Source organism: Nitrososphaerota archaeon (assembly GCA_027887005.1).
GTDB lineage: Archaea > Thermoproteota > Nitrososphaeria > Nitrososphaerales > Gagatemarchaeaceae > UBA183.
Genome location: JAPCJI010000011.1, coordinates 24,091 through 39,236 on the forward strand (window position 1 = coordinate 24,091; position 15,146 = coordinate 39,236).

The 15,146-nt window shown below is 60.0% G+C and carries 15 protein-coding genes and 1 tRNA gene; 7 read left to right on the forward strand and 9 right to left on the reverse strand.

The annotated features are described in order from the left end of the window. Positions 1-25: 25 nt before the first annotated feature. From OK438_07505 to OK438_07515, 3 genes are read right to left on the reverse strand one after another with little or no spacing between them, the layout of a single operon-like run. Positions 26-1,798 carry a hypothetical protein gene (locus OK438_07505; GenBank protein ID MDA4125271.1) on the reverse strand — a complete coding sequence of 591 codons (1,773 nt, stop codon included), beginning with the start codon at positions 1,796-1,798 and terminating at the stop codon, positions 26-28. A gap of 26 nt (positions 1,799-1,824) precedes the next feature. Further along, positions 1,825-2,322 (reverse strand): dual specificity protein phosphatase family protein, encoded by a 498-nt coding sequence (locus OK438_07510; GenBank protein MDA4125272.1) that lies wholly within the window; start codon positions 2,320-2,322, stop codon positions 1,825-1,827. A gap of 46 nt (positions 2,323-2,368) precedes the next feature. After that, positions 2,369-2,662 carry an OB-fold nucleic acid binding domain-containing protein gene (locus OK438_07515; GenBank protein ID MDA4125273.1) on the reverse strand — a complete coding sequence of 98 codons (294 nt, stop codon included), beginning with the start codon at positions 2,660-2,662 and terminating at the stop codon, positions 2,369-2,371. A 99-nt stretch (positions 2,663-2,761) separates the two neighbouring features. Here OK438_07515 and OK438_07520 point away from each other — a divergent pair, with 99 nt between their 5' ends. Both OK438_07520 and OK438_07525 read left to right on the forward strand, forming a co-directional pair. Next, positions 2,762-3,796, forward strand: coding sequence for a UDP-N-acetylglucosamine-1-phosphate transferase (locus tag OK438_07520; GenBank protein ID MDA4125274.1), 1,035 nt, complete (start codon positions 2,762-2,764; stop codon positions 3,794-3,796). 1 nt (position 3,797) lies between these two features. Next, complete coding sequence (locus tag OK438_07525; protein ID MDA4125275.1) at positions 3,798-4,052, forward strand: hypothetical protein; 255 nt, start codon at positions 3,798-3,800, stop codon at positions 4,050-4,052. On the opposite strand, the gene OK438_07530 is transcribed toward OK438_07525, so the two are convergent. Genes OK438_07530 through OK438_07540 form a run of 3 tightly spaced genes read right to left on the reverse strand, consistent with a single transcriptional unit; the run spans position 4,021 to position 6,620 of the window. Beyond that, entirely contained in the window at positions 4,021-4,503 is a 483-nt protein-coding gene (locus OK438_07530; GenBank protein ID MDA4125276.1) for an N-acetyltransferase, read from the reverse strand. The genes OK438_07525 and OK438_07530 overlap by 32 nt on opposite strands. A gap of 4 nt (positions 4,504-4,507) precedes the next feature. After that, positions 4,508-5,446, reverse strand: coding sequence for a Gfo/Idh/MocA family oxidoreductase (locus tag OK438_07535; GenBank protein ID MDA4125277.1), 939 nt, complete (start codon positions 5,444-5,446; stop codon positions 4,508-4,510). A 43-nt stretch (positions 5,447-5,489) separates the two neighbouring features. Continuing rightward, on the reverse strand, positions 5,490-6,620 hold the full coding sequence (locus tag OK438_07540) for a hypothetical protein (GenBank protein MDA4125278.1): 1,131 nt from the start codon (positions 6,618-6,620) through the stop codon (positions 5,490-5,492). Positions 6,621-6,758: 138 nt separating this feature from the next. On the opposite strand from OK438_07540, the gene OK438_07545 reads away from it, so the two are divergent. From OK438_07545 to argF, 3 genes are all read left to right on the forward strand, one after another. After that, the gene (locus OK438_07545; protein ID MDA4125279.1) at positions 6,759-7,820 is read left to right on the forward strand and encodes a DUF354 domain-containing protein; all 1,062 of its coding nucleotides are present in this window, start codon (positions 6,759-6,761) and stop codon (positions 7,818-7,820) included. 33 nt (positions 7,821-7,853) lie between these two features. After that, a tRNA-Gln gene (locus tag OK438_07550) sits at positions 7,854-7,926 on the forward strand. Between the two features lie 56 nt (positions 7,927-7,982). Beyond that, on the forward strand, positions 7,983-8,939 hold the full coding sequence (gene argF / locus OK438_07555) for an ornithine carbamoyltransferase (GenBank protein MDA4125280.1): 957 nt from the start codon (positions 7,983-7,985) through the stop codon (positions 8,937-8,939). Between the two features lie 193 nt (positions 8,940-9,132). Here the strand turns inward: argF and OK438_07560 are convergent, their stop codons facing one another. Next, positions 9,133-9,915, reverse strand: coding sequence for a ZIP family metal transporter (locus OK438_07560; GenBank protein ID MDA4125281.1), 783 nt, complete (start codon positions 9,913-9,915; stop codon positions 9,133-9,135). 125 nt (positions 9,916-10,040) lie between these two features. Between OK438_07560 and amrS the strand changes: the two genes are divergently transcribed. After that, a complete protein-coding gene (gene amrS / locus OK438_07565; GenBank protein ID MDA4125282.1) occupies positions 10,041-11,132 on the forward strand; it encodes an AmmeMemoRadiSam system radical SAM enzyme in 1,092 nt (363 codons plus the stop codon). Here the strand turns inward: amrS and trxB are convergent. After that, complete coding sequence (gene trxB / locus OK438_07570; GenBank protein MDA4125283.1) at positions 11,125-12,069, reverse strand: thioredoxin-disulfide reductase; 945 nt, start codon at positions 12,067-12,069, stop codon at positions 11,125-11,127. The genes amrS and trxB overlap by 8 nt on opposite strands. A gap of 56 nt (positions 12,070-12,125) precedes the next feature. Beyond that, positions 12,126-13,784 carry a hypothetical protein gene (locus OK438_07575; GenBank protein MDA4125284.1) on the reverse strand — a complete coding sequence of 553 codons (1,659 nt, stop codon included), beginning with the start codon at positions 13,782-13,784 and terminating at the stop codon, positions 12,126-12,128. 57 nt (positions 13,785-13,841) lie between these two features. Between OK438_07575 and gcvPA the strand changes: the two genes are divergently transcribed. Then, positions 13,842-15,146: aminomethyl-transferring glycine dehydrogenase subunit GcvPA (gene gcvPA, locus OK438_07580; protein MDA4125285.1), on the forward strand; the 1,305-nt coding region annotated here is incomplete at its 3' end.

Sequence of the window (15,146 nt, forward strand, 5' to 3'; positions counted from 1 at the left end):
CGTCAAGAAAACCCCAGTGAGACGCTTAAACGTTCGCAGGCATATTGCCCGAACCCGTCCTCCGGGGCCTCAAATCTGCGAAAAGGTATACCAGATACACAACGGTTGGAATCAGACCTGCCACCAAGATGAAGAGCGTCGACGTTCCATAGAAGTAAGAGACTTTGAGTTGCTCTGCTATTGATGCGCCAAAGGTGAACTGATCGGGGAGGAGTATGGGTGAAACAAAGTAGAATGCGTTGTAAGAAAGGGCGACGAATATCAAGGGGAGTGCCGTGAAGACAATGGTGGCCAACTTTCGCCCCCTTATCATGAGCAACGGAATTATCCAATAGAAGTACTGCGGATTCACGTAGTTGTAGGTCAGGAAGAAGACAAGTATCGAAATGGTGAGCCATTTCGTCACGTCTTGCGCCCTTCTCCAATACATCCACCCCAACATCGCGAAATACGCAGGAATGCCCACGACCAAGAACATGGGGACGGGAGGGGCCTTGAGGACAAAGAGTACCTGCTGCCACGTCAGCCCATTGACGCTGAACTGGCCTGCGTAGGTGGGAATACCCCTAGCGTACACGAAAACGGATAGACTCTCGACCAGGTTTCCGTAGGCGCCATAGAGCGCAAGCGTCACAGCGAGGGCCGGGAGAATCGCAAGGAGCGGCTTCAGGGCACCCCCCCCTTCACGTCTCAATGAGACCACGAGCAGTATCGGTATCAACAACACCGGCCAAACCTTGACCGCCGCGCCAAAGGACGCGAGCGCATAGGCATGATACGGTCTCCCTTTCTGAAACATGTAGATGGAGCCGACTGCAAGAAGCGTAGCAATCGGGTCGAGCTGCCCCCAAACGGTTGCGACCAGAACCACGAGGGGATTGGCTACCCATTTGACCACGAGAGTTTGATCTCCTGACATCCTCCCTACGAGTACACCTGTCCAAATGGCGGACACTACCATGGGAATCTTGAGCAACAGGACGAGTAGGGGGAGAGTCGGCGGGATGTAGGCTTGCCATACGCTGTACACCGCAGTCGCCCACCCAGGGTAGGTAAGCGCCGGGACACTGGGTAGTGTGGCGCCAGTGAAAAGCTGGTAGAGCGCGAATGAAAATGCGCTGTAGACCGCGTAAAGCGGGGGGTATGCCCACTTGAGCGCGCCGGGGTACACAGGTGGATTGCCCGCATCGAACGGGTTGACATGCTGGAGAATCCTCACTCCTGAGCTCAAGAGGAAGTAAACGTCGTACCTCTGACCTGTGAAAGGGGCGACGGCCAGATAGAGCCCCGCCGCCAGCAGGATGAATTTCTTCCTCCCGAGGCTCTTCCCGAAGAAGTAGAAGAGCCCCAGGACAACTCCTGCCAATGCATAGGAACCGATTGCTTCCGTGAATGCCGGGGGGTCGGAAATAATCGAGAATCGAGATTCGGGGGAGGTGCAGTTTCCGCTGACCGCCCTTATGGAGTTCTCGCCCTGGTGCGCCCAGGACGTATCCAAACCCACATCCGCTTCTGTGAATCCGATCACGTTTCCTCTGAAACTGTCGAGTCCGCGCCACACCGTCCCGTTGAAGTACTCGAGGATGATAGTCTGGTTGACGAAGGCGAACGAGTAGTTCACGTTCACAATCTCAGAGAACGCGACCGTTCCCTGGCTAGGCAGGCTAGAACCGGGGTAGTTCACCAACGGGGGCTGTGCTACGATTGAAATGTCGCATCCCTGTGCCGCGACCGTAGACGCGGGTCCCAGGAGCACGATTAGGAGGGCCGCCGTTGTCGCGAAGACTGCCTTCTTCAACCGGGGCCTCGATCTGTTTGGATGGCTTATGGCTTTACAGTCGAGGCGTAGTTGCGCACAGCATCCTCCTGAGACCGTTCGACGAATTCTGGCTTGACTTCTCTCAGAGTCCTCATTGCTTCATCGGCGCCCACTTTCTTCTCTTTGATCAGATAAGCCGCCAGCACGCAACCTGTCCTGCCCTCCCCCGCGAGGCAGTGCACGAGCACAGACTCTCCCTGTTCCAACTGACCCCTGATGAAGGAGACCGCCGCGTCAAGAGCCGCCGCCCCTGGCGCGGCGTGGTCGTTCATTGGAATGTGATGGGTGACAATCGAAAGCCCTTGCGCCCAGGCCGCAGGCAGCGCATCTTCAGTGAGAGTGAGTATGACGCCTATCCCCTGATCAGCTATCCACTCTACCTGACTCCTCGAAGCCGGATAGCCCGACCCGGCGAGCCTGCACTTCTCGATCCAAACGAAACCAGTCGGCTGGTCAGTAACCTTGGCTCTGAGTTTCCTTAGGAACACTCCTCCGGTCCCCATGATGGCCCACGATGAAGATTCGGTCGGATATAGACGTGCTTGCCGTTCAGCTTTCGAGGACTTCGAGCTTTCCGTACTTGCCCACGTTCAGGCGGAGCTCGCTCCGGAAGCTGTTGGTGTAGCCGTTCGTGACCCTGACCTTCGAGCCCTGCTTGACCATGTCAATCTGGTCGTCCCAGAGTGAGAGCTTGATCGTGCCGGTCTCGTCCTTCAGCATGCAGTCAGCCACCCTCGCCTCCCCTCCGGTCCTGAGGTTGACGGTGCGGGGGTCGGAGATCTCGGTTATCTCGCCCTCAGCGTCCACCCTTCTCATCCCATCGCGCAAATCCTTGACGTTCATTTGTCTCTCTTTGGTCTTTCAAGGGCCATATATAACATTGAAGCGTTTGCATCCTCCCTCGAAACCGTTTAATCAGAAAGCATTCGCGGCTCCCCAAGAATGACTCCGAGCTTGGCAGATGCTGGGCTCCTTACTCTCTCATTCCTGATACCTCTTCTGGTGGTCGTGGTCGCAATGCCCGCTTACATCAGGTACCTCACCCGTTCAGGCAGGGTGGCCGATGACGTGCATAAGCAGCCCGTGACGAAGGTGCCTCTGCCCGCTGGACCACTTCTCCTTGCAGGCGCCCTCGCGGGCGAAGTGCTGGTCTACGCAGCCTTCGGTTCCCTGGTCCCCGTGGCCGTCATCGGTGCAGCCGCCATCGCGTTCGCGATCGGATTGGCCGACGACCTCTACGTCCTGGGAGGGAAGACCAAGCCCCTCCTTCTTCTCTTCGCAGCGGCCCCCCTCGTACTCCTCGTGATGGTCCAGACCAACCTCTACTTGCCTGCCCTAGCCTTCCCGATATTCGGAATGACCAGCGAACACTTCAGCATCTACACCGCCCTGGCGATAGTTTCCTTCCCGGTCGTCGCCAACGCCTTCAACATGATGGACTCGTTCAACGGAGAGATCTCCTGGTTCACCCTGCTCGCGACGTCCGCCCTGCTCTTCGCCGTCGTACTGCACGCATCCTTCGCTTCCGGATTCTCGCTTGCAAGGGTCGCTGCGACCCTTCCACTGCTCGCCGTCGCCGCAGGGTTCCTCATCTTCAACAGGTTCCCATCCAGAGTCTTCGACGGGGACAGCGGGGCCTTGATGTTCGGCGCCATGTTCGCAGCCCTGGCGGTCACTGGAGGGGTCGAAATAGCGGCCATGGTGGCGATCGTTCCCGCAATTCTGAACTCCTTCTACATCCTGTCAAGCGTCAGAGGCTTTGTGGAACGGAGGACGATGAAATCCAGGCCGACCTATATGGGCGAGGACGGGCGCCTCTATGCCTCACCCGAGGCCGGAGCCCCGGCCACCCTGGTCAGGATGCTGCTGCTCGACGGCCCGATGTCAGAGAGGGAGCTGGTCAAAGCGGTGGCCATTCTCACCGGCATTGCCTGCGTGCTGTCCGGGGTCACTTCACTGATGACCTGGGTGTTGTAGTATGAGACTCGTTCCCCTAGTCGGCATCGTCACCATCGCCTGGCTCCTAATCATCGGAGAGGTGTACCTCTTCTTCAACGTGATTCTGGCCTTCGCACCCCCCATCCATGAGCTGGGGAGCCTGACGGCACTCGCCCTCCTGAAAGTGGGGTCCACCCTTGGGCTCGGTGCGCTCTGGTTTGTGGTGATGTCCACCCTGGCGGAACTCTACACCAGTTCGAGGATCAGGCGCCTGACTCCCAGGCCTTCATCCTAGCGTCGAACTCCTTCCTAGTGTAGGCGACCTTCGCCGGGACGCCCATAACCACCACCCCAGGGGGCACGTCCTTGGTCACCACAGCCCCCATGGCTACGACACTTCCCTTGCCTATGGTCACGCCTGCCTTGATGACCGCCCGGGCCCCGATGACCGCTCCGTCTTCGATTCTGACCCCAATCATCCTCTTGCTCGGCGGGTAGGGGTCGTTGGTGAGCACGGCCGCGGGTCCGATGAACACGTTCTTGCCTATCCTCGACAGCGGCGGGATGTAGGCGCTCCCCTCAATCTTGGTCCCACTCCCTATGCGGACGTCGTAGTCCACGTGAGCCAGCGACCCGATCTTCACGTTGTCTCCTATCACCGTCTTCGAACCCACCATGGCGAAGTGCCATATCTTCACCTTCTTCCCTATCTTCGCGTCTTTGGCTACGAAGTTGACTGGCTTCATCCTCTCACTTCAGGTAGATCGGGGTCCCTGACGAACTCGAGGCCAGGACTGCCTCGGCAATCCTCGTGGTCTTGAGACCGTCCTCGCCTGTGACGAGGGGCTGTCTCTTCTCTTCGATCGCCCTCGTGAACTCCTTCATTTCGAGCATGAGCGGCTCCTGGACGGTCATCTTCGGCACCGTGGTCACGTTATCCTGATGGATGCTCTGCTGCTGGGTCACGAAGTCCACGTCGATCACTCCTCCAGAGAAAACCGCCGTCAGCGTCCTGACCCTGTTCGGCGTGATCCAGTTGGTCACCAGGAACGCGGTCTTCTGCCCCGAGAATCCCAGAAGTATCGTCGCGAAGTCCTCGTGCTCGATGGGGTCGTAGAAAGCCCCGACCCTGGCAAACACCACTTTCGGTTCCTCCGCGAAGAGCCACCGGGCCGTGTCTATGTCGTGCACCGACGCGTCCTTGACGATTCCCACGTCGCCTATGTTCTCCCCCCTCTTGTTCTCCCTGTGGAACTCCAGCAGTATCAGCTCTCCCATCTTGCCCGTAGAGATGCTCTTCTTGAGTTCCGTGATCGGGGGATTGAACCTTTCGATGAATCCCACGGTCAGCGACCTGTTCGCCTTCTTCGCGGCCTCGATCAGGCTCTCTCCATCCTTGGTCGTCGTGGTCATGGGCTTCTCGACGAAGGTGTGGAGCCCGGCGGCCAAAGTCTGCGACGCCATGGCGAAGTGCGTTGACGCAGGGGTGCAGATGGTCACCGCGTCGAGCTTCTCCTTCTTCAACATCTCACCGAGCGAGTTGTAGGCCGGCACGTGGAAGCTCTTCGAGAACTGGTCAGCGCTTTCCTTGTTCAGGTCGCAGATTGCGGCCAGGGACTGCAGCTCGCTGAGGACCCTCACATGGTTCTTCCCCCACCCGCCCGTTCCGACGACTCCTACCCTCGGCATCAGTTGACGCGCTCCCGCCCGATGCGATATAGGGTTATGCGGCTCACTCCCTCCTTAGGCTTGGAGTGGCGAAGATCAGGGTGATCTGGAGCTCTCTGTGCCCCTTGCGTGCCACCTTCAGCGCCTCGTAGTCCTCCTTCGAGCAGGCTATCACCACGTTGTGCTTCAGTGGGTCGAGGGCCTCCGACCCTCCCCTGAGCTTGGGACCGGACACGATGTCCACGTCAGTTACGTAATCCCTGAGCCTCTGCTGAATGCTCTCTGCCACCTGGAGCCTTTCCCCCCGCATTTCATACCTGTCCAGAGTCCAGAGCAGGCCTATCTTCGTCCTGCTTGCCTTGAGCTCCTTCTCCTTCAGGACCTCTCTCGTCTCGTCCACGACATACCTCACGTAGTTCTCGAAGCTCTTCAGGGTAGCCCCGGCGAGGTAGGAGATTGACTCCCCGGTCTCCTCGCTGGCCTGAATCGCCTTCAGTTCAAAGAGGTGCTTCGCGAACTCGTCGATGTAGACCTCGGAAGCCTTCTGGAGGAGGACGTTGGCCTCCCTCGCCCGCCTGGCAAGCTCTATCTCAGTCACCGAGGCGATGGCTTCTCCCATCACGGACGAGGCATACTCGAGTTCGGCAGAGAAGATGTTCTGCGAGTTCTCCGTGAACCCCAGCGTCTCGAGGGGCTGCTTCTCCTTTATTCCTGCAATGGACACCACGGCCGGCTTCGGGTCCCCCGGCCTTAGGGGCATGTAGGCGTAGGTCAAGGTCGTCCCGATCTTCAGACCGGTGTGCTTCTCGACCATGGTAATGTTCTCCGAGTTCCCTCCAGGCCCGGTGGGGAGGGCGTTGACCAGAGTGACTCCCTTGGTCAGGTACCTGCAGAGGTCTCTCAGCTTCGACCCAGCCTCGATAAGCGTCTCGTCTGCGGGCCTCCTCAGCTTCGGGGCGAAGAAAATCACCTGAGCTTCTCCCAGGACCTGCTCAAGCGGCTTGAAGCTGAGCAGGGGTTCGGCACTCATCAACTCCTGAAGGTCGGGGTTCTTCCGAAGGAACGCCGAGTCGAGCTCCATGGCCATCTGGAGCGACTCATCCACAATGGTCACCTGGGCCCTGTCGACGATGGCGGCCGCGAGCCTGTATCCTTCGCTCGTGAGACCGTACATCGCCACCTTGATCTTTGCCAAAAGCCTGGATATGCCCGCCCGCCCGATTCTAATTATACTTTGAAAGGACTAGGTCGCGGTCGTCCGGCCTGGTCTTCCGAGTATTGCGGAACATGGGTTTAATTCACAAAGCGTCAGCGGTTACGTCTAGGGAATACCATGTCCAGTCAGAAGGCCTGGGTAGACGTACTGACTCCGAAACAGATCCTGTTCTTCAACCCCGTGATCAAGGAGCTAGAGTCCGCAGGCTGCGAGGTCCTCTCCACCTCGAGGAGCTACAGGGAGGTAGACCCCCTCGCCCGGAGGGCTGGCTTGGACCTGCGCTACGTGGGCGAGAGGGGAGGCAGGGGCCTGGTCGAACAACTCGAGGCCGCGACCCGTCGGCAGGCCGAGATGATCCCCATCGTCAAAGAGTTCGGACCCAGGGTAGCGGTTTCGATTGCTTCGGGGGTCTGTGCCCGGGTCGCCTTCGGACTCGGGGCAAAGCACATCGCAGTCAACGACTCGCCCCACTCGGAGGTGGCGGGGCGGCTCTCTCTTCCTCTGAGCTACCACCTGATGTGCCCGTGGGTGATCCCCTACACGGCCTGGGCAAAGTTCGGGATCACCAGGAACCAGGTGACGACCTATCGGGCGCTCGACCCCGTGGCCTGGCTGAGGAGAAAGGCGATCGGTGGGCCCGTCCCCAGGCTTGACCCTGGGAAGAAGACGATCACCGTCAGGGTCCAGGAAATCGACGCGCCGTACCTTGCAGGTGCAGACCGGGGATGGACAGACGTCGTGATTCAAGAGCTTGTCGATGCCTTCCCCAACTACAACCTGGTCGCCCTCTGCAGGTACGAGTATCAGGTCGAAGAGGTCAGAAAGAGGTTCGGCTCGCAGTGCATCGTCCCCGACGACGTAGTGAACGGGCAGGGGCTCCTTGCAAAGACAGACCTGTTCGTAGGCATGGGAGGGACGATGAACGCCGAAGCAGTGCTCATGGGCGTCCCCACGATCTCTGCCTTCCAGGGGGAGCTCTACACCGACCAGTACCTCGAAAAGCTGGGGCTCCTCGCAAAGGCTCTCGACCCGAAGGCACTCATCAGACACGCGGAGCGGTTCCTCTCCAGCAAGTTCAGGGCGACCTACGCCAAGAAGGCGAAGAAGGCCTTGGATTCGATGGAGGACCCGGTCCCCAAGATCGCAGGCTTCATCCTCAAGACCCTCGAACAAGGATAAATCACCATCGGGGCCCGGCGTCCACTTGCCTGCAGCCCGGTGGTGTAGCGGTCAAGCATGCTGGCCTTTGGAGCCGGCGACCCTGGTTCGAATCCAGGCCGGGCTATCTTTGAAACTCCAATCGGCTCAAGACTTTAACGAGCAGAAGGGACTGGGCTGGCGTTGGACCGCAGGACCTTCCTCACACTGGCGGAGCTTTCCCCGGCGGAATTGGGACTGATTCTGCGGCTTTCGTCAAAGCTGAAGAAGACAAGAGGCAAGACAGGTCGGTCGCTGCTCGAAGGAAAGACCGTCGCCCTCGTGTTCGAGAAGCCGAGCACACGGACGAGGGTCAGCTTCCAGGTGGCTATCAGCGAGCTGGGAGGAAGCCCAATCACCCTCAGTTCTGAGGAGATGCAGTTAGGAAGAGGGGAGACCATCGAGGACACCGCCCTGGTGCTCTCGAGGTACGTCCACGCCGTCATGGCCAGGGTGAAGAGGCACGGGGACATCGAGAGGCTGGCTTCCGCCTCATCGGTGCCCGTCATCAACGGGCTTAGCGACCTTTACCACCCAGTTCAGATCCTGGCCGACCTCCTGACGCTGCAGGAGAAGAAGGGCAGGCTCAGGGGCCTGAAGGTGGCATGGGTCGGTGACGGCGACAACGTCTGCAACTCCTGGATGATTGGGGCAGCCCTTTCAGGAATCAACTTCGTCGCCGCGACCCCCGAACGCTACTCCCCGCTTCCAGCAGCCAAGGCTGTGGCGAACGTCTTCGCCAAGCGGTCAGGAGCCTCCATCACCCTCACCCACGAGCCAACCGCTGCCGTGAAAGGGGCAGACTGCGTCATCACCGACACATTCGTCTCTATGGGATTTGACGCCGAGAAGCAGGACAGGCTCGCCGCCTTCATCCCGAGGTTCCAGGTCAACTCGGCTCTGATGTCACTGGCTAAGCGGGACGCCATCTTCCAGCACTGCCTCCCCGCCCACCGGGGCGAAGAGGTGTCCGCCGACGTGATCGACGGCAGACAGTCGGTGGTGTTCGACGAGGCAGAGAACAGGCTCCACACGACCAAGGCCCTGCTCTGCTTCCTCATGCTCGGGGCTGCAAGGTCCGTAAGGGCTGCCCGAAGCTAGAACAGAGCTCAGACTGGAACCGGCGACATGAACACCTTCGCCTCCAGCGCGAAGTCGATTGCGTCACCTACGGCCCTGGAGACCGCAGCCTTTCGCACACCGTCAACGAGGCGACCGACGTAGGAGACTACCTCCTAAGCATCGAAGTCCTGTCCTAAGCTCCGAACCACTGAAGGTCCTGAAAACCGGCGCCCTAGGCCCCGCCGAGGGTCACGATCAGGTCTGTCAGGAATCCAGCGCAGAGTCCGATGAATATCCCCAACATCATGAGGTTGCTGCTGTACTGCCTGCGCCCCGTGCTGAACATGGTCATCGTGACGTATACGAGGGCACCGCCGGCAATCGAAAGGAAGAGCACGTAGGCCTCCGCGGAGTAGAAGAGGCTCCCCAGGACAGTTCCGATGAACGTGGGCGCCCCTCCGATGAACAACACCTTGACCAGGAACGAGGTCTTGGGCTTCGGGTTCGTCCCTATGAGCGGCGCCGTGATCCCGAAACCCTCAGTCGAATTGTGGGCCCCGAACCCGACGACCAGGACTATGGCCAGGCCGATCGCCCCCGACGCATATGACTGGCCGATGGCGAGCCCCTCGCTCAGGTTGTGGGCGCCTATGCCCAGGGCAATCATGGTCGAGAGCTTCGCCGCGGTCCCACCGCCAGGGTTTCCTCCCATGTACCTCCTCTCGTAGAAGACCAGGCCGAGCAGCCCCAGGGTCAGTCCCCCGAACATCAGGGCGAGGTCCGCGGCCGCCTCACCCGCGCTGGCAGTGCCCCGGAACGCCCCAAGCGCGGTGGCCGAGGTGAACTCCCATGCGTGGCTGAACACGTCGACGATCAGGAACATGAGAATCCCGATCGCCAGGGCGTTGAGGAATCCCCTGGTCCGGTCGCTAACCCCAAGGAGGACCACCGGGAGGCCGAAGAAGATGGTAAACCCAGCTACGGCGCCAAGGATGAGAAGCTCGACAATGTCCACCAAATCGGTGACTCGTTCCGCTGCCTCATAACATACGTTATATACATTTGCTCGACCCTCTCATCTTCAAACCGATTTCGCCGCTGAAAATCCTTAATGCCGACCAAGCCGTTCTTCCCCATCGGATGGCTCCTCCCACACGACTACTGGAAGCATCGGGGAAAGAGGCGGAGCTCTTCAGGAACCTCCCCAGCGGTCGTGTCCAGTGCACGGCCTGCGCAAGGATCTGCCAGATCGGAGAGGGCCAGGTCGGCTTCTGCGGGGTAAGAGGCGTCGTCGGGGGAAAGCTCTACCTCCTCGTCTACGGCAAGGTCATGGCAGGGCACGTCGACCCCATCGAGAAGAAGCCTGTCGTCCACTACCGACCCGGTTCGAAGATATTTTCCATCGCGACCAGCGGGTGCTCCTGGGCCTGCTCGTACTGCCAGAACAGCGACATAAGCCAGCTGCGCAAGATCGAAGGTATCGAAGCCACCCCTGAAGAAATCGTCACGAATGCTCTGACATACGGTTGCGAGGGAATCGCATACACCTACAACCAGCCGACCATATTCATGGAGTACGCCCGCGACGTGGGGAAGATAGCGAGGTCCAAGGGCCTCTTCAACATCTTCGTCTCGAACGGCTACGACACCCCCGAAACGGTGAGCCTGATGCCCCAGTTCCTGGACTGCGTCACCGTCGACTTCAAGGGGAGCGGGGAGACCAACTTCGTCCGGAAGTACATCTCCATACCGAACTCTGACCCCATCTTCCAGAGCCTCCTTGAAGTGAAAAACAAGACCAAGGTCCACATCGAGATCACCGACTTGATCATCCCCAGGGTGGGCGAGTCCCTGGAGGCGGCTGAGAAGCTCTGCCGCTTTGTCTACGACAACCTCGGTCCCGACATCCCCGTCCACTTCCTCAGGTTCCACCCCGACTACAAGATGATGGACTTCCCCTGGACCCCGGTCGAGACCCTCGAGAAGCACTACGAGATCGGGAAGAAGGCGGGTCTGAACTACGTCTACGTCGGGAACGTCCCCGGACACCCCGCCGAGAACACCTACTGCCCCGGCTGCGGCAGGGTGCTGATCAAGCGTTACGGCTACGAAATCCTCGAGTACAACCTAGACGCTAGGAACAGATGCAACTCGTGCGGTCAGAATACCCCGATAGTCGGTCCCCTAAGCCGCTCTGCCGGGGAGGACCGCTTCATCTCAGTGATCAACTGACTACCTTTACCTCCAGCTTCTGCTTTACGAACTTCTCTGCGTCCAGCAGGGCCTTGCACCCGTCTGCCGCGGCCGTGATCGCCTGCCTGTATCTGAAGTCGTGAACGTCTCCTGCCACGAAGACGCCAGGCACGCTGCTCTCGGTGCGGTTCTTCACCACGACATACCCCTTGTCGTCGAGCTCGACCTGCCCCCTGAACATCTCCGTGTTTGGGTCGTAGCCTATGGCGACGAATAATCCGTCGACCTTTAGCTCCCCCTCCTGGCCTGTCTTCAGGTTCTTCGTCCTGACCCCCTCAACGTGCCCGTCTCCGAGCACATCGGTGACCGCTGTGTCCCAGATGAAACTGATCTTCGGGTTCGAGCGCGCCTCCTTCTTCAGAGCCTCGCTTGCCCTGAGCTCGTCCCTTCGGTGGATGACTTGGACCGTGGACGCGAATTTGGTCAGGAAGGTGGCCTCCTCCATCGCCGTGTCCCCTCCGCCGACGACCGCGACTTTCTTCCCCCTGAAGAAGAAGCCGTCGCATACGGCGCAGTTGGACACTCCCTTCCCCTGCAGTCTGGACTCGGACTCGAGGTTCAGCCTCCTGGGGTTGGCGCCGGTCGCGATTATGACCGACCAAGCCCTGACCAGCCCGCTGTCTGAGTAGACCTCGAAGGGGTAGACATTGAAGTTGACCTTCACAACGTCCTCCTGTACCAGGTGGGCGCCGAGCCTCTCCGCCTGTCCCTTCATCTTCATTATCAGGTCGGGCCCCATCACCGGGTCCGTGAACCCTGGAAAGTTCTCCACTTCGCTGGTCAGCATGAGCTGCCCTCCGTACCTGGTCCCCATGAAGACTAGGGGGTCCAGGTCTGCCCTCGACCCGTAGATCGCAGCCGTCAGACCGGCAGGTCCAGACCCGACTATCACGAGCTTCCTGACTGTCTCATCCATGGCCGTGCTTTCCGTTCGCTCTCCGCCTCATAAATCTGCCTCCGGAAGCCGGTCTGTTACAGCAGCTTCGCTTCTCTCTGGACCACGTGGAGCTCGTCGGAAAGCTGGTTGAGGGCCCTTTCGAGCCTCTTCGTGTACTGGGGGAGGAGCCTGTCGAAGACCTCCTTCCTCATCCTCCGCATGTAGAACTGCTCGTAGAGGTTGAGCTTGTCCTTGGCAGCCCTCTCCACTTCGCGCTCGGTGGTGTGTATCTGGTTGAGGAGCTCGAAGAACTTCTGGCTCGTCGACTTCTGCTTGACCTCGTTCAGCCTCTGCAGCGCCCTGCTCCTGAACGAATCCAGGCGCCCCCTGAGCTCGTCGAAGTATTCCTTGTTCAGCTCATTTGGGTCGACAGAAGCTATCTCGGGCCAGAGCCCGTTGATCAGGCTCGTCTTCTCCTCGAAGGCGGTGATCATAGTCGACGCAAGCTTGGTCGACGATTCCTCCTCCGTCTCCTCCTCTTCCGTCAGTGTCGTCCTCGAAACGAAGAGACCGAGAAGAAGAATCACGAAGACCGCCGAAGCGGCGGGGATGCCAGCGTTCACCGCCCAGGCGACGGACAGCGCATATGACAGCTGGGTCTTGCCCGCCTGCCAGGGGGTCACGTTGAGCATGGTCTGCGGCGGGTTGGTCAGGACCCTCACCCCTGCGGGGGCCGAAACAGTCATCGAATACGACCCGACAAAGGCCGCTATGGGCGGGGTGTCCGGAAGGTCGACCGTCACCTGGCCTCCGGTTACGGTGTAGTAGGACGTCAGGAGCGGGTACTCATATTCGATGGTATAGTTCCCCCCGGCCGCCACCGAGCTCCCCGACCCGACGGCCGTGAGGTCCATCCTGAAGGAGCTGAGCGGGACGCTCGTCGGGTTCAGCAGGCGGGGCTCCTGGGCAGGTATGACAGTCACGTGGGCCTGCGCTGTGGTCAGGGGCGCGATTGCGAGCGCCGCCAGCGCGGTAGTCCCGAGGTTCTTGAAAGTCAGGCTGTCCGTCACCGTCGGGTCCCCTCCCGGCCCGACCGAAATCGTCCTGGAAGCGAAATACACGGCTAGTGGATGGAAGTCCTGCGTAGCTGACCCTCTGATCGGTTTGCCCACCACGAGCGCCCCGCCTGCCGCGACGTTCTTCTGGGTCCCAGCATAGGTGACGTTGGTCCCTGAAGAGACCACCGAGAGGCCGGAAGGAGCGCTGGCGAACTGCGTCGACCCGGGCATCCTGACCACGTTCTGAAGCGTGCTGACTTCGGTGTCCAATGAGGGCTTGGTGAGGACCTGGATCTCGAGGCTTCCGTTCTTCGCAGTGGAAGTTACTCCGCTCAGAAGCACCCTGAGAATGAAGTCGGCCGTGCTCCCGGCAGCGAGCGATTGCCCTCCCCCGACGGTGTAGGAGCCGATGGCCGGACTTGACGTGACCTGGAACCCCGAGCCGGTGAAGTTCGAAGCGGCAATCTTCGAAGACAGGTCCCCGAACCCAATGGTAATCGGAGGGATCGTGATTGCAGAGCTTTGATTATTGGTGAACTTCACAGTCTCGTTGACGACCGCGAACCCATACCTGTCCAGGGTGTACTGGCTGTCGACGAGGATCTTGGGGACCCCCTGGGCATGGGCGACGAATGGGGCGGGCAGCATCATGGCAAGAAGAAGAAGCAAAATGGCCACTGAAATCGAGCGTCGCATGTGAATGTGACCAACGCCGCTACGTTCTTATTTTAAGCGTTTTTCGCCCCGACAAGGATGCAAAACTCCTCTCACCATCCGCTCCTCCCCAACCTCGACCCTGCCCTGGTCTCGGAGATGCTGTCACGGATAGGCGCGGGCTCCATCGACGAGCTCTTCTCCGACATCCCGGAGGGAGTCAGGCTCAAGCGCCGGTTGAGGATCCCCGAGGGGGACTCCGAGTACCTGGTCAGAAGGAAGGTGCAGTCGAGGCTTCGGGCGAACAAGACGCCCCCGGAGGCCCTCTGTTTTCTGGGAGGAGGAGTCTGGCCCCACTACGTACCCGCCGGGGTCGAATCCATAACCTCAAGACAGGAATTCTACACCAGCTACACTCCCTACCAGCCAGAGATCAGTCAGGGCATGTTGCAGGCGCTCTTCGAGTACCAGAGCCTCATGTGCGACCTCCTCGGAATGGAGGCGTGCAACAGCTCCCTCTACGATTGGGCATCCGCGGCGGGCGAAGCCGTCAGGATGGCGGGAAGGGTGACGGGGAGGAAGCGCGCTCTCGTTGGCGCCAACATCGGCCCCAGAAGGAGGGAAGTGATCCAGACCTATGTGGAACCTATGGGGATGACATTACGTACCGTTGACTTCGACAGGTCGAAGGGGACCCTCGACGAGAAGGACCTGAGGCGGAAGCTCTCGGACGACGTCGCCTGCCTCTACCTGGAGAATCCGAACTACTTCGGAGTAATCGAGGAGGACGCCGAGGAGCTCTTTTCCGCGGTGAGTTCGGCCGGCGGCCTGTCCCTCGTCGGCGTCGACCCAACCTCGCTCTCTCTCGTCAAGGAGCCCGGAAGATACGGAGCCGACGTCGTGGTCGGCGAAGGGCAGCCCCTGGGCATCCCGATGAACTACGGCGGGCCTCACCTCGGCATCTTCGCAGTCAAGGACATGAAGCTCGCGCGGACCATGCCCGGGCGCCTCATCGGAATCACCACCGCCCTCTCCGACCCCACTCGCAGAGCCTTCTCCATGGTCCTTCAGGCCCGAGAGCAGCACATCAGGCGCGAAGCGGCCACCTCCAACGTCTGCACCAACCAGTCCCTCATGGCCGTAGCCGCAGCCAGCTACCTCTCCCTCCTGGGCAAGGAGGGTTTCAGGGCCCTCGGAGAGAGCATAATCTCGAACTCCCACTACGCAGCGAAGAGACTTTCGCGCATCAAGGGCGTGATGTCCCCTCACTTCCACGGTTCCTTCTTCAAGGAGTTCGTCGTATCCTACGACAGGGCTAACGCGTCGAAGGTGTTCAAGCGCCTGGCGAAGAAAGGGGTCCTCGGAGGGTACCCAATGGACAGGAGCTTCGGCCTCCGCAGCCAA